Here is a 19654-nt window from a genome sequence, read left to right on the forward strand (position 1 = left end):
TGGTGGCGTCCTGGCGCGGATCGCCGCCGCGATGCCCGACGGGGCCATTGGAGAAGGACGCATGCATCAAGATCCCCACGCGGATCATGCGCATCACGGTCACGACCACGATCATCATCACGATCACGACCATGGCAGCGCGCTGTCCCCCAATGAGCTTCGGGTGCGTGCCCTCGAATCGATCCTGGTGGGTAAGGGTTATGTGGACCCCGCCGCCCTCGACGTCATCATCGAGACCTACGAGACCAAGGTCGGGCCGCGCAACGGCGCGCGGGTGGTGGCACGGGCCTGGGCGGACCCGGACTTTCGTGCGCGGCTGTTGAAGGATGCTACCTCGGCCATTGCCGAGTTCGGCTTCACTGGCCGGCAGGGCGAGCACATGGTGGCGGTGGAGAATACACCCACCGTCCATAATGTCGTCGTCTGCACCCTGTGCTCCTGCTACCCCTGGCCGGTGCTTGGCCTGCCGCCCACCTGGTACAAGAGCCCGGCCTATCGTTCCCGCGTCGTAATCAAGCCCCGCGAGGTCCTGGCGGAATTCGGCGTCACGCTGCCGCCCGAAGTCGAGGTGCGGGTGTGGGATTCCACCGCGGAGACGCGCTATCTGGTGGTGCCCCTGCGGCCGGAAGGAACGGAGGGCCTCAGCGAGGCGGCGCTGGCGAACCTGGTGACGCGCAATTCCATGATCGGGACGGGACTGGCGATCAGCCCGGTGCAGCCATGAACGGGGCGGCGGATCTGGGCGGCATGATGGGTTTCGGCCCGGTGGTGCAGGAGGAAAACGAACCCCTGTTTCACGCCCCCTGGGAACGGCGCCTGTTCGGCCTCACCCTTGCGGCGGGCGCAACCGGGGCCTGGACCATCGATGCCATGCGCTATCTGCGCGAAAGCCTACCGCCGGTGGAGTATCTTAGCTCCTCCTATTACGAGATCTGGATGAAGGGCCTTTCCGCCATGCTGGTGGCGAAGGGCCTTGCCACGCCGACCGAACTGGCAACGGGCGAGATCGCCACTCCGCCCCGTCCTGTTCCCCGTGTCCCGGATGGCGCCGCCATCGCACGCGGGCTGGCCGCCGGCACCAATTATTCTCGCCCCACCGAGGCCGCCCTGCCCTTCAAGGTCGGCGAACGTGTGCGCACCCGGGTGTTCCACCCCGCCGGCCACACCCGCTTGCCCCGCTATGCGCGCGGCAAGACCGGCGTGGTGGAGATGGTGCACGGCGTCTTCGTGTTTCCCGACACCAGCGCCCATGGCCTGGGCGAGGAGCCCCAATGGCTGTTCACCGTTCGCTTTTCCGGCGCGGAGCTTTGGGGGCCGGATGCGGAGCCCGGCACCTCGGTGTCCGTCGATGCGTGGGAGAGCTATCTTGAACCCGTCACCTGACATGCCCGCCCCTTTGTGCTCGGACGGACCGGAGGTGGCGCCTGTCTTCTCCGCGCCCTGGGAGGCGCAGGTGTTTGCCATGGTGGTCTCCCTCCATGCCGCCGGCCTCTTCACCTGGCCGGAATGGGCCGAGCGGCTGGGGGCAGAGGCAGCACGCCGCGATGGCGCCACGGACTATGACGCCTGGCTCGCCGCCCTTGAGGGCTTGGTGGTGGAACGGGCCGTCACCACACCAGAGGCGCTCGTGTCCTGGCAAGCCGCCTGGGATCAGGCTGCCCGCGCAACGCCCCACGGCAAGCCCATTGTGGTGGAGCAGGCGCCGCATCTGGATTGACCGGGGACAGGACATGAGATCCGTCGCATTCATCATGGAAGACGGCTTCCAGGTGATGGGCCTCGCCGCCCTGTCGGCCTTCGAGGTCGCGAACCTTCAGCTGGGCACCCCCGCCTATGCGCTCACAGTCATGTCGGAGCGGGGTGGCGGCATTCTCTCCACCCTCGGCGTGACCATCGACACCGTTCCGCTCGGGGCTTTTCCCGATACCCTGATGGTGCTGGGCGAATTGCAGCCGCGCCCCATCTCCCCCGCCCTCCGGGCCTATGTGGCGGCGGCGGGCGATAAAGCGCGCCGGGTGGCCGGCGTGTGCACCGGCGCCTTTGTCCTGGCGGAAGCGGGCCTGTTGAACGGGCGCTCCGCGACAACCCATTGGGCCCATGCCCGCGCGCTACAAAGCCGCTTTCCAGAGGTGCGGGTGGATGCCGACCGCATCTTCATTCGCGACGGGAACATCTGGACATCCGCCGGCATGTCCTCGGCCATCGATCTTGCGTTGGCGCTGGTGGAAGACGACCATGGTGCGGGCCTTGCCCGCGAGGTGGCGCGGCGCCTTGTCGTCTATCACCGCCGTCCCGGCGGCCAATCGCAATTCTCCGCCCTGCTGGACCTCGAGCCCCGCTCCGACCGCATCAAGCGTGCCCTCGTTCATGCTCGGGAGCATTTGCGCAATCCGCTCACCGTGGAGGAGCTGGCCGGGGCTGCCAGCCTCAGCCCGCGCCAGTTCACTCGCGTGTTCCGGGAGGAAACCGGGCAATCGCCCGCCAAGGCGGTGGAGCGGCTGCGCCTTGAGGCCGCCAAAGCGATGCTGGAGGACGGGCGGCATTCCATGGACATCGTCGCCCGCGACACCGGCTTTGCCGACCGCGACCGCATGCGACGCTCATTCCTGCGGGTTTTCGGCCAACCGCCCCAGACCGTGCGGCGCAGCTTGCGGCTTGCCGAGATGGACCGTGATGAGGATGAGGCGAACGCAAGGCCGCCCGCCCTCGCGCCTGTCGCCGCGTCCGCCGGTTAATTACGGGCCGTTCGCCGCAATCGAGTCGAGCGGCACTCACGGCGCGGGGGATCGGCGCATGAGGCAAAGGCCTGCCATCCGACCGTTTGATTTGCCGGCACATCACTCGCCTTGCCCACGGCGTGGCGGGTTTTGCAGGCCGTCACCTCTCATCTTGTGATGACGCGGTCCGGGCGGAAGCGGGGCGTTCCTTCCGGGGGCGCCTGGCTCCGAAAGCGGCGAACGGAATGGCCGGAATCGCCGTTTCTTTGTCGTTCAGGACATCGGCATTTCGGAGGACACTCCCTCTGAACCGATCAGGTCCTACGGCCTGGTCACACATCGCCTCTCGCCCCGCAACCCTGCTGGCGGCCCTCCGCCTGGCGCGCGCCGGTTGCCCTGCAGGCCCGGTGTCGGCTCCTCCCTGGCGCAGCCGGTCGCGCGGCGCAGGAGACCGGCGCCGCGCGTGAGAGACCGCTCGGAGTTGAAAACATGTCCACCATCCAAAACTGCCTGCCCTCCAGACCGCGGAAGGCGGTGGCTTACGGCCGCCCTACCGGCGCGCCTCCGGCATCCGGTTCGCTGATGCCGCCAGCCTTTCTCGCCCTCGGCACATTCGCCATCGGCACCGAGGGTTTCATGATCGCGCCGCTCTTACCGACCATCGCGGCGGACCTGCAGATGAGCATCTCGGCGACCGCGACCCTCATTGTCGTCTTCACCTTGCTGTTGGCGATCAGTTCACCGGTGTCGACGGTGCTCACCGCGCGCATGCGCCGCCGGGACACCCTCCTGCTGGCCATGGCTCTGTTCGCGGTCGGCAACCTGGTTGCCGCCTGCTCCGCCTCGTTCGCCACGCTGATGATCGGACGTGTCCTGATGGCTGTCGCTGCCGGCCTTTATGTGCCCGGCGCCAATGCGCTGGCCGGGGTCATTGTGCCCGCGAACAAGCGGGGACGGGCGCTCGCCATTGTCAGCGGCGGGATGACCATTGCCATCGCTTTCGGCCTGCCCCTCGGGGCAGTGACCGGACACGCGTTCGGCTGGCGGGCAACCTTCCTGGCCGTGGCGGTCATGGGGGGCATTGCCATGGTCGGCATCGCCTCGGGGGTCAGGTCGGATGCCGGGTCGGGGATTGCTGTCCCGAGCTTGTCCGAGCGCCTCCAGGTGGCGCGGCTAGGCACCGTCGTTCGGCTCCTGGGAATCAGCCTGTTCTGGGCGATCGGGGCTTTCACGGCCTATCCCTCCATTGCCCCTTATCTCATTGCCGTGCTGGACCTCGGGCCCGGCGGAATCAGCGCCACGGTCTCCATGTGGGGAATGGCGGCCGCCCTTGGCGTGTCCGTCGGCGGAACGCTGAATGACCGCCTCGGATCGGACCGCGTGGTTCGGGGCTCGCTTCTGGCCCTTGCAGCCTCCTTCCTTCTGTTGGCGCTCGCAGCCCTCCTCCCCCCGGCGCAGGCCCTCATTCCGGTCTTCGGCGCCATCGGGGTCTGGGGCTTCAGCGTCTGGTCCTTCTTCCCGGCCCAGATGGCGCGCCTGATCTCGGCAGGGCCCGCATCGGCGGCGCCCGTGGCCCTCGCACTCAACACATCCACCATGTATCTCGGCTTTTCCCTGGGTTCGGCCATGGGCGCCGGCATTGTGGGCCTGGGGGTCGTCTGGCCCATCGGCGCTCTCGCCGCCCTAGCGGAAGTCGCGGCCATCGCCCTCGATCGGCGCCGGGCTGCCCAACTGGAGAGGTCGACGTCGGCCTGATCTGGCGACCGGAGGCGCTCAGCCGCCCCGGTGCCGCCAGAGGCTCGGCGACATGCCGTACTTCTTGCGGAAAGACGTCGCCAGGTGAGCGGAGTCGGAAAAGCCGGTCTCGAAAGCGATGGACGTGATCGGCATCGCGCTGTTTTCCAGCAGAAAGCGCACGTAGCGCAGCCGCGTTTCCAGGATGAAGTGCTTCGGGGTCATGCCCAGATGATCCTGAAACAACCGCGCGAACTGGCGGCTCGACAGCCCCACGGACGTGGCCACCAGTTCGGGCGACACGTCGCGGCCCTTGCGGCTCTCGATGAAGACGATCGCCCGCTGCACCCGCGTGTCGCCCACATGGCGGAAGGAGGATGCGCGCTCGCGGTCAAAGGTGTTGAGAGACTTCCGGTCGGTCAGGGAGAGCTGGTGCACCGCCTTGGCGGCGCGATCCGGTCCGCAATGGGTGCGGATGAGCTCGGTCATCAGGGAGAGCACCGAAATGCCGCCCGGCACGGTGGCGCGCCCGTTGTCGATGAGGAAGTCATCCCGCGTCGAGAAGGGGTGCCGCGGGAAGGCGGATTGGAAATCGTCCCCGTGATAGGGATGAATGGCCGCCTTGCGGCCCACCAGAAGCCCCTCCTCCGCCAGGATGAAGGCCCCGGTGCAGATGCCTACCACCGTCACGCCGGCGGAGGCGGCCACCCTGAGATAGTCCCGATGCGTGGACGGCGCGGCGCGCAGATGCGGCAAGAGCCCCCCAATGACCACCACATAGTCAAAGTCGGTGGGATTGATATAGGGAGCGTCCACCTGGACCCTTATGCCGCAACTGGCGATGGCCGCATCGCCCGGCTTGCCCATGATCGACCACCGGCAATGCAACGGGCGGGAATTGTCGCCGAAGTCCGCCGCGTGCCGCAGCGGCTCGACCACACCCGTAAGCGACATCAGCGGGAATGTGGGCCAAAGCAGGATGCCCACGGAAAGATCAGGCTTGCGGTCCCGGGCCGGCAGCAGGCGCTGTTCCCACAGGCTGTCGAGCCAGCGGACATATTCCGTGGCCGCATTCGCCCCATCTTCCACCATACCAATGGGCTCCTGATCGACGCTCCGCTGCGGTCTTCCCACATTTTGCGGGAAACCGGCGCCGAGCGGTACCTCGCCTAGGGGGCGCCTGAGATGAGCCCCGCCAGGCGCCGGGCTGAGCCGAGACACAGCGTCCAGCCCAGCGTGCCATGGCCCAGATTGAGGTAAAGCCCTTTCAGGCTTGAAGGGCCAAGGACGGGGCGGGAGGACGGGGTGCAGGGACGGGCATCGGACCAGGGGTGGTCGTCGATCCCCTCGCCATGGGCGAACGCCCGCCCGAAGGCCTGCACCGCCTCGCCCTGAAAGCTCTTGAAACGGGCCGCGTCAAAGCGGACGTCCTTCGCCCCGATGTCGGCGAGCCCCGCCGCCCGCACCCTGCCGCCGAGGCGCGCGAAGACGATCTTGCGCTTCAGATCGGTGATGGACACGCGCATGGCGCGTTCCGTGGCGGGGGCGGTGAAGGAATAGCCTTGGACCGGCCAGACCATCCCCGGCCGGCGATCGCGCCGGGGCAGGAGGTCGGTCGCATATCCGGTGGCAATCACCGCCAAGTCGCATTCGAGCGGTTCTCGTGCCTCGAAATCCAGCCCCGTCAACTGCCCCGCATGGCTACGAAGTCCCCTCACCCGCTCCCCGAACCGGGTCGTCAAAGCGTAGTGCCGCCGGAGCCTCTCGATCAGGTCGGCGCAGAAGGCGTCGGGGGCGCCGGCCGCATCGCCCTCGCTATAGATGACGCGGGCGATCGGGTCCTCATAAAGATCCAGAGCCGGTTCCAGGCGGGTGGCCTCTGCCCGATCCAGAACCTCCTGCCGCACACCCAAGGACTGCTTCAGGCGCCGGGCCGGGGCCGTGGCGGCGCAGGCGGCCTCGGTGGGATAGAGGATCATCTTGCCGGACGGGGCATAATCGAAGGCGAGGTCGAATTCGCGCAGGAGTTCGGCGAGCACCTGCCGCGTGTCGAGCGCCATCTGGAGCAAATAGCGGGTATTGGCCTCGAAGCGCGCCGGCAGGCTGTTCACCAGGAAGCGCAGCCCCCAGATCAGGAATTCCGGATCGCTCTGCAGCCGCACCCGATAGGCAGGATCCCGCCCCAGGAGGATGTCGGGCATGTGAGCCACGAAAGAGGGCGAGGCCAGGGCATCGCTATAGGCGTAGGACAATTGCGCGCCATTGGCCCGGCTGGCCCCTTGCCCCGGTCCCCCATGGCTGTCGATGAGGGTGACGGCGTGGCCCTGCTTGCACAACATGTAGGCGGTGGCCGTACCGACCACCCCGGCGCCAATGACGGCAATTTTCGCCATGAATGCCTCTCACCCCAGAATCGCGGACAGCTCAATTTCCACGGGCACCCCACGTGGCAAGGAGGATACGCCCACGGCCACCCGGGCATGGGTGCCATTATGGGGGAAAAGCGCCCGCAGGAGATCCGACGCCCCATCAATCACGGCGCCGTGCCGGGTGAAATCCGGCGTGGCCGCCACATAGCCGGCAAGGCGCACGAAGCCGACCACCCGATCGAGCCCCCCGGCGACCTCGCCGAGCTGTGCCAGGGCATTGAGGAGGGCCACGCGGGCGCATTCCTGCCCCTCCTCGATGGACACCGTCTCCCCGAGCCGGCCGGTTTTCAGGACCACCCCCTCCTTCAGTGGTACCTGGCCCGAGACGGTGACCGCGTTGGCGTGGCGGATCGCCCCGACGAAGCCGCCGGGGGGAACCGGCGCCTCGGGTAGGGTCAACCCGAGCGCGGCGAACCGCGCCGCAACGTCGCCTTCCACCCGCGCTCCCCGCCTGGCGGCGCAGGCCGCGATGAAGCCGGCCAACAGATGATGGTCGAGCTCCGTCAGCCCATATTCGGGATGCCATTGCACACCCAGGCAGAAGCTTGGCCCCTCCCCCTCGATCGCCTCCACAACCCCGTCCGGGGCCCACGCCGTCACGCGGAAGCGCCCGCCCTCCGTCAGCAGATGGCGGTGCAGGCTATTGACGCGCCCCCGTGTCGCCCCACTCCAGCGGGCGAGGTGACTGTCCGGCGCGATGGTAATCTCATGCGCGAGCCGGTCGGCAACTGCGCCGGGCATATGGGCGGTCACCTCCGCCAGCAGCGCGGGATCGTCTCGCAAGACGGTCCCCCCCAGCGCCTCGCCGATCAATTGCATGCCGTGGCAAATGCCAAGGAGCGGGAGGTCCCGCGCCAAGGCGGCCGCCACCAGCGCCCGCTCGAAATCCAGCCTGCGGGCGGAGACATCCGCGCCGGGGATCGCCCCTGCAATCACGACGCCGTCGGCCCGCTCAAGCGCCGCCTCGAGCCGCGCGGCCTCAAAGGGAAGAATGAGCGCCATGCCACCGGCCCGCGCGATGGCCTCCGCATAATTGGCCCGCACCAGATAGGTCGGTTCTCCCGTCTCGGCGAGGTCGGGCGTCAGCAGGATGACGGGGGCGTCGGGCGCGAGCGGCCGCGTGAATTTGCCTGACGGCAAGGAACACGACATGGGGAGGACTTTCCGGGGTATCACAGGCAGAAGCGGCGGCGCCATTGCCTGCGCGCAGCGAAGAGGCGCAACCTTGGCAGGCCCGGTCGGCCCCTGGATTGTAAAAATCGGCCATTCTCTTTCACGCGCTGCCCCATTGAGGGCGAACGGCTGAGCCAATGCGTGGCCGGCGCAAAAATGTCGAAAAGTAAAATAAAGTGGCTGGAATTTGAAATTCGAGCGATAGCGGTGCTGTCATCCTTTTCCCAATAGCCGCGGCATACATCGACCGTGGACCGGACCAACTCCAGAGGGAAAAAGATGCAACCGACCCGCCGCGCGCTCCTGCAGGGCGCCGCCGTCTCCGGCCTGATGGTGGCGTTTCCCCGCCTCACCTTGGCCGCCGCCCCCTCCCGTGCAGCGACCATGCGCTGCGTGATGCATGCGGATCTGGCCTCGCTTGATCCCATCGCAACCACCGTGAGCATGACCAGCTATCATGGTGCCCTGATCTACGACACGCTCTTCGGCAACGACGAGGAGTCCGTTCCCCGCCCGCAAATGGTCTCCGCCTATACCGTCTCCGACGACGGGTTGGTCTATACGTTCACGCTGCGGGACGGCCTGAAGTTCCATGACGGCCAGACGGTGCGGGCACGGGATGCGGTGGCTTCCGTCAAGCGCTGGGGGGCCCGCGACGGCGCCGGCCAGCATCTCTTCAAGCGCGTGGCCGAAGTGGCAGCGAAGGATGACAAGACCCTCACCATCACGCTGAAGGAGCCCTATCCGCTGCTTCTGGACTGGCTGGGCAAGTCCTCGCCCTCCATCTGCTTCATCATGCGCGAGAGCGATGCCCTGACAGACCCGGCAAAGCCCATCACGGACGCGATTGGCTCGGGACCCTTCATGTTCAATCGCGCTGAGACCCGCACGGGTTCGCAATATGTCTATGATCGCAACCCGGACTATGTGCCCCGCACGGAGCCCCCGTCCGGCTTTGCGGGCGGCAAGGTCGCCAAGTTCCAGCGCATCATCCTCCAGAACATGCCGGACGAGCAGACGGCGGTCTCGGCCCTCTTGGCCGGCGAGATCGACTTCATCGAGCGGGTGTCTCCCGAACTTCTGGACCAGTTGGAAGGCAACACGTCCATCAAGCTGGAGATCTTGAACACCACGGGCACCATGGGATGGCTGCGCATGAATACGCTGCAGCCGCCGTTCAACAACGTCAAAGCGCGCCAGGCGATGCTTTATCTCGTCGACCAGGCCGCGATCATGCAGGCGACCTTCGGCGACCGCAAAACCTATACGGGCTGCGCTTCGCTGTTCGCCTGCGGCACCACCATGGAGAACGACGCCAACACGGACTGGTACAAGGGCAAGCAGGACATCGCGAAGGCCGCCGCCCTATTCAAGGAGGCCGGCTATGACGGCACGCCGGTGGTGATCCTGCAGCAGACCAGTTCAACGGTGCTCAGTAACGCCGCCTTGCTGGTGGCGCAATGGCTGCGCCAGGCGGGCGTGAAGGCCGAGCTGGTGCCGCTCGACTGGGCCGGCATCGTCGCCCGGCGGGCCAGCAAGGGCAAACCGACGGACGCCGGTTGGAGCATCTTCTTCACCACCGCCTCCGGCAGCGCCTATGACAATCCCATCAGCCTCGCCGGCCATGCGGCCAATGGCGAGAAGGGTTGGTTCGGCTGGCCGCAGGATGACACGCACGAAAAGCTGCGCGACGCCTGGGCTGCCGCCTCGACCATGGCCGAGCGCCAGAAGATCGCCCGCCAGATGCAGGACAATGCCTGGACCTTCGTGCCCCATGTCTATCTCGGCCAATGGTTCGACACGAGCGCCATGCGCTCGGATATTACGGGCATGATTAAGCTGCCCAATCTGGTGCCGTTCTGGAATGTCAGGCGCACCTAGGCCGCAACATCCGTTCGCGGGGCGCGCGATCGCCCCGCCCTTCCCGCTTTGCTTTGCGCGTTACAGCCAGGGTTCGTCACCATGCGCATCTTTGCCGCCTGCCTTTCCCTCGAAGCCAACACGTTTTCGCCCATGGTGACCAGTTACCAGACATTCCTGGACCAGCACCCGTGGCGTCCGGGGAATCCCGGCCCCGAGCCGAGCATGCAGACGGCCGCCTTTTGCGTGGCGCAGCGCCGCGCCGCCTCTGAAGGCTTCACCTTCATCCCCGGCTCCTGCTACTGGTCGACCCCCAACGGCACCGCCACGCGCGACGCCTATGAGCGCATCCGCGCTGAAATCCTCGGCCAATTGGAGGCCGCCTTGCCGGTAGACGGGGTCATCCTGACCCTGCACGGCGCCATGGTGGCCGACGGCTACGACGATTGCGAAGGCGATCTCATCGCCCGCGTGCGCCAGATGGCCGGCCCCGACGCCGTGATCGGCGTGGAGCTGGACCCCCACTGCCACCTGACGGTGAAGCGCTGCGAAAACGCCGACATCATCGTGCTGTTCAAGGAATATCCTCACACCGACTTCATGGCGCGCGCGGAGGAAGTGGTCAGCCTGGTCCTCGCCACCATCCGCAAGGAGATCCGTCCGGTAAAGTCGCTCTGGGACACGCGGGTGATCGCGTCCTATCCCACCACCACCCAGCCCATGCGGGGCATCGTGGACAGGGCGATGGCGCTTGAGGGCATGGACGGGGTGCTTTCCATTTCCCTCGGCCATGGCTTCCCGTCCGGCGACGTGCCGGACAATGGCGCGCGGGTGCTGGTCATCACCGACGACAATAAGCCGCTGGGCGACCGCTTGGCCCGCGCCTTCGGCGACGAGATGGCCGCCCTCAAAGAGACCTCTGCCCAGCGCTTTCTCGAGCCGCAGCCCGCCCTTGCCCGCGCGCTGGAGATCGCGGCCGGAGCCTCCCGGCCGGTGACCATTGCCGACACCGCCGACAATGCCGGCGGCGGCGCCCCTTCCGACAATACGGTCTTCCTGCGCCTGCTCCAGGAAGGCGGCGTCTCCGGCGCCTCGGTGGGACCCATCTGGGATCCTGTCGCGGTCCGGCTCGCCTTCGATGCCGGACCCGGCGCCCGCATGCGGCTGCGCTTCGGCGGCAAGGCATGCTGGGCCTCGGGCCAGCCAATCGATGCGGAAGTGGAGGTGCTCGCCTGCGTGCCCGGGGCGCTGCAGACATTTGCCGGTTCGCCGGTGGACCTGGGCGACGCCGTCGGCATCCGCACGGCGGAAGGTGTCGGTGCGGTTCTGGTGTCCCGGCGGTGCCAGGCCATGGGCATCGACCTCTTCTCCAATCTCGGCATCGATCCCCACGGCGAACGCCTGCTGGTGGTGAAGTCCAACCAGCATTTCTACGCCGCTTTCGCTCCCATCTCGGAAGAGGTGATCTACGCGACTGGCACCGGGCTCTTGCCGAGCGATTATCGCCGCCATCCCTGGAAGAAAGTCATCCGGCCGATCTGGCCGCTGGATGCCGCGGTGGCAGGGCGTCAGCTCCTGTGACCAAGACGGAAAAGGCATGACGTCGTGATTACCTATATCCTGCGCAGGCTCGGCGCGACCTTGATCGTCATGGCGCTGGTGGGCGTCATCGTCTTCATGCTGCTGCATCTGGCGCCCGGCGATCCCGCCTCCGTCATTGCCGGCGACCACGCCTCGCCGGAACAGATCGCGCAGCTGCGTCAGATGCTGGGGCTGGATGCCCCCTTGCCGGTGCAATTCCTGCGCTGGGCGGGGCACATCCTTCAAGGAGACCTCGGCGTCTCCATTTATTCCGCGGAACCTGTGGCGCATCTGATCGGACAGCGCCTGGAAGCGACCTTCTCCCTGGCCTTTGCCACCCTTCTGGTCGCTATCCCCGTCGCCGTTACCTTGGGCGTTCTGGCCGCGTACCGGGCCGGCACCGTCATCGATCGCCTGCTGATGCTGTTCTCGGTGATGGGCTTTTCGCTGCCGGCCTTCGTGATCGGCTATGTGCTCATCTGGCTCTTCGCCATCCAGTGGAAGCTCCTTCCGGTGCAAGGCTTTACCCCGCTCAGCGAAGGGCTTCTTCCCTGGGCGCGGTCCCTCGTCCTGCCGGCCATAACATTGGGCATGACCTATACGGCTCTGATCGCGCGCATCACCCGCACGGCCATGCTGGACGTGCTGTCCGAGGATTTCATCCGCACCGCCCGCGCCAAGGGCGTGCCCATGCCGCGCATCCTCATCCGCCACGCGCTGCGCAATGCCGGCGTGCCCATCGCCACCGTCATCGGCATCGGCATCGCCCTTCTGATCGGCGGCGTGGTGGTGACCGAAACCGTGTTCAACATTCCCGGCGTCGGGCGTCTTGTGGTGGATGCCATTGCCCGCCGGGACTATCCGGTCATCCAAGGGGTCATCCTGGTCTTCTCCGGCATCTATGTGCTCGTGAACCTCGTCACCGATCTGTCCTACACGCTGATCGATCCCCGCATCCGATACTGACCCGAGGAACAGCACATGACGAATGCTGCGCCATCCGCGCCTTTCCTCCGGCAGGATCTTCCCCGCTTCCTGCGCCGCCACCCCACCATGGTGATCGGTGGCGCGCTCCTGGCCTTCATGATCCTGGCGGGCGCCTTCGCCCCGCTCTTCGCCCCTGACCCGACCACCATGACCCCTTCGGCCCGGCTGCTGCCGCCCTCGGAGCGCCATTGGCTCGGCACCGATCAGTTGGGGCGGGATGTGTTCGCGCGGGTGGTGTATGGCGCACGGGTATCGCTCACCGTGGGCCTCGTGGTGGCCCTGGCTTCCCTGCTCCTCGGCACGGTGCTGGGCATGATCGCTGGCTATTTTCACAAGGCTGACGCGCTCATCATGCGCGTGATGGACGCGCTGATGTCCATCCCCGCCATCCTCCTGGCCATCGCCCTGGTGGCCGTGATGCGTGCCTCCATCGGTGTTGTCATCCTCGCCATCATTATCCCGGAAATCCCGCGCGTGGTGCGGCTGGTGCGCGCCGTCGTTCTGTCCGTGCGCAACGCGCCTTATGTGGAAGCCGCGCGGATCGGCGGCACCCGGCTGCATGTCATCCTTCTGCGCCACATCCTGCCGTCCACCCTGGCGCCTTTGATCGTGCAGGCGACCTATATCTGCGCCTCCGCCATCATCCTGGAATCAGCCCTGTCCTTCCTCGGCGCCGGCGTGCCGCCGGAGACCCCCACCTGGGGCAGCATGATCGCCCAATCGCGCATGTATCTGCCGCGGGCGCCCTGGACGGTGTTTGCGCCCGGCTTCGCGCTCGGCCTCGTGGTGCTCAGTGTCAATATGCTGGGCGATGGGCTGCGCGATCTTCTCGATCCCCGCATGGCGCGCGGCATGTAGCTGGCCGCCACGCGCGCTTGGCCCCCACCGATTGCCGTTCAGGACATCCCCATGACGACGCCCGTTCTCTCCGTTCGCGACCTGACCACGGCCTTCCGGCCCGAGGCCCACGCGCCGTGGTCGGCGGTCATTCGCAATGTGGGGTTTGACATTTCGGAAGGGGAAACGCTGGCCATTGTGGGGGAAAGCGGCTCGGGCAAGAGCGTGACTTCCTTGTCCATCATGCGCCTGCTCCCGACCCGTGGCAGCCGGATCACCGGCACGGTCCGCCTGGAGGGCCGCGATCTTCTGTCCCTGCCCGAGCGCGAGATGCGCCGCGTGCGGGGCGGCGGCATCTCCATGATTTTCCAGGAGCCCATGACGTCCCTGAATCCCATGATGACGGTGGGCGACCAGATCGCGGAGGCGATGCGGTGCCACCTGGCCATCCAGGGCCGGGAGGCGCGACGCGAGACCATCCGCCTTCTGGAAAAGGTTCATCTGCCCAATGCCAAGGACAGGTTCGACGCCTATCCGCACAAACTTTCGGGCGGCCAGCGCCAGCGCGTGATGATCGCCATGGCGCTCGCCACGCGCCCCAAGCTCTTGATCGCAGACGAGCCCACCACCGCGCTCGATGTCACCATTCAGCGGCAGATCCTCGATCTCATAAAGGAGTTGCAGGAAGACAGCGGCATGGCCGTCCTGTTCATCACCCACGACATGGGGGTGGTGGCGGAAATCGCGGACAGGACGCTGGTGATGCTGCGCGGCGACGTGGTGGAAGAAGGCCCCACCGCCGACATCTTCAGCCGCGGACGCCATGCCTATACGCGGGCGCTGCTGTCAGCGGTGCCGAAGCTGGGCTCCATGGCGGCTTATGGACGCCCCGCGACTTTCGGGCTGATCGACAGCGCCACCGGCATCGTCGGCGCGGAGCGGGAGACCGCGCCGGTGCCGGCGGCCGCCCGGCCGGTGCTGGAGGTGAAAGAGCTCACCACCCGCTTTGCTGTGCGTGGCGGCGGCTTCTCCCGCCTCAAGGGTTCCATCCACGCCGTGGAGAAGGTCTCCTTTGCCCTGAAGCCGGGAGAGACGCTGTCTCTGGTGGGCGAATCCGGCTGCGGGAAATCCACCACCGGCCGCTCCATTCTCGGCCTGGCGGTGCCGTCCGGCGGCAGCGTGATCGTCGATGGCCAGGAAGTCTCCCCCCGGGACGAGGCAGGGCTGAAGCGCGCGCGGCGGTCGGTGCAGATGGTGTTCCAGGACCCGTTTGCCAGCCTCAATCCCCGGGTGCCCATCGGCCTGTCCATAGCCGAGCCGTTCCTGGAGCAGAAGATGGGCACCAAGGCGCAGGCCCGGGACAAGGCGGAGGCGCTCATGCGGCGCGTGGGCCTCTCGCCCGACATGATGAAGCGCCTGCCCCACGAATTCTCCGGCGGACAACGGCAACGGATCTGCATCGCCCGCGCCTTGATGCTTGACCCCAAGGTCATCATCGCCGACGAGGCCGTGTCCGCGCTTGACGTCTCCATCAAGGCCCAGGTCTGCAACCTGTTGATGGAGTTGCAGGAGACCCTTGGTCTGGCCTATCTCTTCATCAGCCACGACATGGCGGTCGTGGAACGGGTCAGCCACCGGGTGGCGGTGATGTATCTCGGCGAGATCGTTGAGATCGGACCGCGCCGCGCCGTGTTCGAGGCCCCGCAACACCCCTATACCCGTCGACTGATGGCTGCGGTGCCTGTCCCCGATCCGGCCAGGCGCCGCCTGCGCGGCAGCACCGAGGGGGACGACATCAAGAGCGCCTTCCGCCCCAACGGCTACATCGCTCCCCCGCGCAGCTATCGCCGCGTGAGCGAGGACCATTTCGTGCTGGTCTCGCCCGAGAGCACTGAGAAGCCGACCGAGCCGATGGCGGTCTTCGAGATGAATTGAGGGGACCATCTGGCCGGACAGTGCCAATCCCCGGTTCCTTGCGGGTGAGGCCACGCCGCCCGCAGCCCCGCGCCCGCATGTCTCGCCGCCCGCCCATACGCGGATGTCGGCTGGCCGGCGGTTTCATCGAAAGCTCCCCCCGCTCACCGGCCGTCGACTTGGCGCGGACCACGCGTTGCCGTTTCCACAGGGGCGATCCCGCCCCACCCGCTCGGCGCATTGAGCGGGACGATTGAGACGGACGGCCAGCGACCCGCACTGCAGACGTCGCGGGAATGCGCCCGACGGTCGTCGCAGACCTGCACAATTTTGGTGCTGTTCCCGAGGCCCGCGTTGGCGCGGGAACACTGATCTCGCCCCCATGCGGCATGACAGCCCAAACCGCAGCCATTTTCCCGGGCGGGATGCCCAGCGGACGCGCTTGACACGCCATACATTCGAGTGAACTATTACGTATACAGAATGGCATTCAATCATATGTGATTGATCTGCAAAAATAATTTAGCTTCCAGAGTTCGGGGTCACATGAAATGCATAAGCGTTTGGAGGCATTAAAATGCCTCTAGCTCTCGCGTTGCCCGCCTCTTCCGGCGTCCGCGCCCAAGGTGAAGCCGCCATCTCGGTCGAGGGGCTCACGAAACGCTTCAGGACAGGGTCGGGCGTCATCACGGCCCTCGACGGCGTGTCCCTCGATGTCCGGCAGGGCGAATTCGTCGCCATTGTCGGGCCGTCGGGATGCGGCAAGTCGACCATGCTCAAGATGCTGACGGGATTGCTGCGTCCCACCGCTGGCGCGGTGAAGATCGGCGGCACGCCGGTCTCCGGCCCCCGTCGCGACATCGGCGTCGTCTTTCAAGCCCCGCTTCTGTTTCCCTGGCGCACCGTCCTGAGCAACGTGATGCTTCCCGCCGACGTGCAGAAGCTCAACCGCCGGGAACATGAGGCGCGCGCGAAGGCCTTGCTCTCCCTGGTGGGGCTGGACGCCTTCCAGGACCGCTACCCCAACGAATTGTCGGGCGGCATGCAGCAGCGCGTGGCCATCGCCCGGGCGCTGCTGCACGAGCCTGCGATCCTGCTCATGGACGAGCCGTTCGGCGCCCTCGACGCCATGACACGCGAACACATGAATGTTGAGCTGCAAAAGCTCTGGAGCCGGCACCACAAGAGCGTTCTCTTCATCACCCACTCGATCCCGGAAGCGGTGTTCCTGGCCGACCGGGTCGTCGTCATGACGCCGCGCCCGGGCCGGGTGGCGGAGGTGATGGACATCGACCTGCCGCGCCCACGCCCCCTTGAAATGATGAGCTCGCCCGCCTTCGGCGCCTATGTGGCCCGGATTCGCTCCCATTTCGGCTCCGTCGGAGTGATCGACTGATGAGCAGCGCCCCGCCCATTCGCTCCACGCCGAAGACCATCGCCCTAAGCCTCCTGCTGCTCGCCTGCTTGCTCGGCGCCTGGGAGCTGGCCGTCCGCCTGATGCAGGTCCCCGCCTTCATCGTGCCAGCGCCCAGCGCCATGTTCGCCGCCCTCTATCGGGGCGTCGCGAGCGGACTTTATGTCGAGCATATCGGGATCACCCTTCTGGAGATCCTCGCTGGATTTGCCATCGGCGCCTCGGCCGGCTTGCTGATCGGCATCGGGATCGCCACCAATCGGTACTTGGCCTTCTTCCTGTATCCCTATGTCATCGTTCTCCAGTCTATGCCGAAGGTCGCCATCGCCCCGCTCATCGTGCTGTGGTTCGGCCTTGGCATCACGTCGAAGATCGTCGCGGGCGCGCTGATCTGCTTCTTCGCGGTCATGGTGAACACCGCCGCCGGCCTGCGGGCAGTGGAGCAGGACCGTGTGGATCTGATCCGCTCCCTGGGCGGCACCGACATGCAGGTCTTCTGGATGCTGCGCCTGCCGTCGGCCCTCACCTACATCATGGCCGGACTTGAGATCGCGCTCACCTTCGCCGTCATCGGCGTGATCGTGGCGGAATTCCTGGGGGCCGAGCGGGGCCTTGGGATGCTGATGCAGAGCATGAACTCGTCCATGGACGTGGCAGGCTCCTTCTCCGTCCTGATTATCCTCGTGGTCCTCGGCCTGATCTTGAACCGCCTCATCGTCTATGCGCGCCACCGGCTGATCTACTGGGAAAAGCGCCCGACGCAGGACCTTGCGGTCGACGAGTGACACTGCCGCCGGTGCGGCGCACCGGCGACGGCCTTGACCGGCCCATCCGTCTCAAATCTCCAACCAGAGGTGCCCCATGCTCCATCGTGTCGTTACCGCGCTCGGCGCCACTGCCCTGGCGCTCTGCGCCGCCCTTCCGGCCACGGCCGAAACAAAGATCCGCGTCGGCTGGTGCGCGAAGACCTACAATGCCGCCGTCGCCCCCTTCGCCATTGCCCAGAAGAAGGGGTGGTTCAAGGACAATGGCGTCGAGATGGAGATGGTCACCTTCCCCGGCTCCATCGACTGCATGCGCAGCCTCGCCACCGGCGATGTCGCCATCACCCTGGCTGCACCTGAGCCGCTGGCCATCCTCTCCCTCCAGGGCGTCAAGGCGCGGGTCTTCTTTGAAGCGTACCGGCGCAACATTTTCGGCCTCGCCGTGAAGGCCGACAGTGGAATCGAAAGCTACAAGGATCTGAAGGGCCAGACGATCGGAGTGCTCTCCATGGGCTCCGTCGGCGTGCCGATCGCCAAGTCGCTCGCCAAGGCGGCCGGCCTCAATCCAGATACCGACATCCGCCTCGTGGTCACCGGCGAACCGGCGCAGACCGCTGCCCTCGTACGCCGCGGCGAGGTGAAGGTGCTAAGCCAGTATGACACCTATTACACCCTGATCGAGCGCGCCGGCGTGAAGCTGAAGCGGCTGGACGACCCGGCGATCGAGCGTTTCCCGAGCAATTCCTGGGTGGCGCTCGACGAGACCATTGAAAAGCGCCGGGCTGATCTGGTGGGCTTCAGCCGCGCCTATGCCATGGGCACCGCCTATGCCATCGCTCATCCGCGCGAAGCGATCAAGATCACCTATGAGCTCTATCCGCAGACGCGGCCCTCCAACATGGATGGCGAGGAAGCGGTGACCTATGACCTCGCCATCCTGAACGATCGCATTCTCACCTGGAAGCTGTCCGAGGGGCAGACCCTGTGGGGCGAGGTGAACGTTGGCGCCTATCAGGCCTATATGGACTGGCTGCGCGAGGCCGGCATCCTCTCCGGCCAGGTGGACGCCAAGACCATCACCACCAACGCCCTGATCGAGGACATCAACAAGTTCGATCGCAAGCTCATCGAAGCCCCTTGAGAGCCAAGGGCGCGCCGCAGTGCGCGCCCGACGTCGCGGGGGCAACCGGGACACCGGACCTTCCGTTCGGCCCGACTGCCCGACATCGGCCAGATCAGCGGCGGCAGAACCGCAGGCCGCATCCCGGGGGGAGCGGGGAATGGAATGTCGTCGCGGCGGGACCCCACGTCTCAGCGCAGAGACCTCAGGTTGGGCGCGATGTGGCGTTCCTGGAAGATCTCACGCACCCGCGTCATGCTCTCCAGCCGCGCCATGACATGGGCACGGGCCGCCTTGCTTGCGGCCTCCGCATTGCGCGCGGTGATGGCGTCCGCGATGGCGATGTGCTGTTCCAGCCCGCTGCGCTCGGCATCTTGGAACAACACTTCCAGCCACAAGGCCATCTGCAACTGCTGGTAGACCTGCTCGGTCATGCGGATCAGGGCGTCGTTCCGGGTCGCAGCCGCGATCACCTTGTGAATCTTGAGGCCGAGATCGAGATTATGGGCGACATTGGCCGTATTCGACCGCTTCTTATCCTCGAACGAAATCATCTCATCGATGATCGCGCGGATGGCCACCAGATCCTCTTCCGTGGCCACGGCGCACGCCAGTTCCGCGGCGCAGGCATCCAGCGCCGCGCGCACATGCAGCAGGTCGCAGGCGGTCTTGATGTCGAAGTCAGCGACCACATAGCCAAGGTTGCGCCGGCCGACGACCAGCCCTTCCTCCTCCAGTTTCATCAGCGCTTCGCGCAACGGTGTACGGCTGACACCGAGCCGCTCGGCAAGTCGTGTCTCCGACAGGCGCTCTCCGGGGCGCAGCCGTCCCGTCAGGACCAGGTCCTTCAGTTCTGCGTAGGCCTGCTCGCGCAGGGAATGGCGCTTGTTCTTCCCATCCGCCGCTGCCTCACTCATTCACACTGCCTCGCCAACACCAGGGGCCACGCCGACCGGATGCGGACGCGTCACGCGGCGCCAGTCGGTGCAGAAAAGTATGCAATTATGTATCTCATTGGCAACGCGAGCGCGCCTGCTTTTTCACCGCATCTCCCGCCCCTTAGCTGGCGCTCCCCCTTCGGCGCAACAATGGGGCGCCACCTCGCCACCGCCGGACGATTGACG

At 66.4% G+C, this 19654-nt stretch carries 17 protein-coding genes; 13 read left to right on the forward strand and 4 right to left on the reverse strand.

The features are described from left to right. The first annotated feature begins 61 nt into the window (after nt 1-61). The 5 genes from nthA (at nt 62) to ACT54L_RS16160 (ending at nt 4472) form a co-directional block, all read left to right on the forward strand. Entirely contained in the window at nt 62-724 is a 663-nt protein-coding gene (nthA, locus tag ACT54L_RS16140) for a nitrile hydratase subunit alpha (RefSeq protein ID WP_476086651.1), read from the forward strand. After that, a complete protein-coding gene (gene nthB / locus ACT54L_RS16145; RefSeq protein WP_476086652.1) occupies nt 721-1383 on the forward strand; it encodes a nitrile hydratase subunit beta in 663 nt (220 codons plus the stop codon). Before nthA ends, nthB begins: the two co-directional genes overlap by 4 nt. Nucleotide 1384: 1 nt before the next feature. Continuing rightward, nucleotides 1385-1717, forward strand: a complete 333-nt coding sequence (locus ACT54L_RS16150; protein WP_476086695.1) for a nitrile hydratase accessory protein — start codon at nt 1385-1387, stop codon at nt 1715-1717. A gap of 13 nt (nt 1718-1730) precedes the next feature. After that, nucleotides 1731-2735 (forward strand): GlxA family transcriptional regulator, encoded by a 1005-nt coding sequence (locus ACT54L_RS16155; RefSeq protein ID WP_476086653.1) that lies wholly within the window; start codon nt 1731-1733, stop codon nt 2733-2735. A gap of 564 nt (nt 2736-3299) precedes the next feature. After that, on the forward strand, nt 3300-4472 hold the full coding sequence (locus ACT54L_RS16160; RefSeq protein WP_476086654.1) for an MFS transporter: 1173 nt from the start codon (nt 3300-3302) through the stop codon (nt 4470-4472). 18 nt (nt 4473-4490) lie between these two features. On the opposite strand, the gene ACT54L_RS16165 is transcribed toward ACT54L_RS16160, so the two are convergent. From ACT54L_RS16165 to ACT54L_RS16175, 3 genes are all read right to left on the reverse strand, one after another. Continuing rightward, on the reverse strand, nt 4491-5543 hold the full coding sequence (locus ACT54L_RS16165; protein WP_476086655.1) for a GlxA family transcriptional regulator: 1053 nt from the start codon (nt 5541-5543) through the stop codon (nt 4491-4493). Nucleotides 5544-5620: 77 nt separating this feature from the next. Beyond that, a complete protein-coding gene (locus ACT54L_RS16170) occupies nt 5621-6844 on the reverse strand; it encodes an FAD-dependent oxidoreductase (protein ID WP_476086656.1) in 1224 nt (407 codons plus the stop codon). A 9-nt stretch (nt 6845-6853) separates the two neighbouring features. Beyond that, on the reverse strand, nt 6854-8032 hold the full coding sequence (locus ACT54L_RS16175) for an Atu1372/SO_1960 family protein (RefSeq protein WP_476086657.1): 1179 nt from the start codon (nt 8030-8032) through the stop codon (nt 6854-6856). A gap of 300 nt (nt 8033-8332) precedes the next feature. On the opposite strand from ACT54L_RS16175, the gene ACT54L_RS16180 reads away from it, so the two are divergent. The 8 genes from ACT54L_RS16180 to ACT54L_RS16215 all read left to right on the forward strand — a co-directional run bounded on the left by ACT54L_RS16180 (nt 8333) and on the right by ACT54L_RS16215 (nt 18551). Next, nucleotides 8333-9934 carry an ABC transporter substrate-binding protein gene (locus ACT54L_RS16180; RefSeq protein ID WP_476086658.1) on the forward strand — a complete coding sequence of 534 codons (1602 nt, stop codon included), beginning with the start codon at nt 8333-8335 and terminating at the stop codon, nt 9932-9934. An 81-nt stretch (nt 9935-10015) separates the two neighbouring features. Next, entirely contained in the window at nt 10016-11494 is a 1479-nt protein-coding gene (locus ACT54L_RS16185) for a M81 family metallopeptidase (RefSeq protein WP_476086659.1), read from the forward strand. Nucleotides 11495-11518: 24 nt separating this feature from the next. Beyond that, entirely contained in the window at nt 11519-12460 is a 942-nt protein-coding gene (locus tag ACT54L_RS16190; RefSeq protein WP_476086660.1) for an ABC transporter permease, read from the forward strand. 15 nt (nt 12461-12475) lie between these two features. Further along, complete coding sequence (locus tag ACT54L_RS16195) at nt 12476-13339, forward strand: ABC transporter permease (protein ID WP_476086661.1); 864 nt, start codon at nt 12476-12478, stop codon at nt 13337-13339. Nucleotides 13340-13390: 51 nt separating this feature from the next. Beyond that, nucleotides 13391-15253 carry an ABC transporter ATP-binding protein gene (locus ACT54L_RS16200; RefSeq protein WP_476086662.1) on the forward strand — a complete coding sequence of 621 codons (1863 nt, stop codon included), beginning with the start codon at nt 13391-13393 and terminating at the stop codon, nt 15251-15253. A 556-nt stretch (nt 15254-15809) separates the two neighbouring features. Beyond that, nucleotides 15810-16628, forward strand: a complete 819-nt coding sequence (locus tag ACT54L_RS16205) for an ABC transporter ATP-binding protein (protein WP_476086663.1) — start codon at nt 15810-15812, stop codon at nt 16626-16628. Beyond that, the gene (locus ACT54L_RS16210; RefSeq protein WP_476086664.1) at nt 16628-17431 is read left to right on the forward strand and encodes an ABC transporter permease; all 804 of its coding nucleotides are present in this window, start codon (nt 16628-16630) and stop codon (nt 17429-17431) included. The genes ACT54L_RS16205 and ACT54L_RS16210 overlap by 1 nt, the downstream gene beginning before the upstream one ends. A gap of 76 nt (nt 17432-17507) precedes the next feature. Continuing rightward, entirely contained in the window at nt 17508-18551 is a 1044-nt protein-coding gene (locus ACT54L_RS16215) for an ABC transporter substrate-binding protein (RefSeq protein WP_476086665.1), read from the forward strand. Nucleotides 18552-18721: 170 nt separating this feature from the next. Here the strand turns inward: ACT54L_RS16215 and ACT54L_RS16220 are convergent, their stop codons facing one another. After that, on the reverse strand, nt 18722-19447 hold the full coding sequence (locus ACT54L_RS16220) for a GntR family transcriptional regulator (RefSeq protein ID WP_476086666.1): 726 nt from the start codon (nt 19445-19447) through the stop codon (nt 18722-18724). Nucleotides 19448-19654: the final 207 nt, after the last annotated feature.

It is taken from the genome of Aquabacter sp. DMC10, assembly GCF_056314145.1.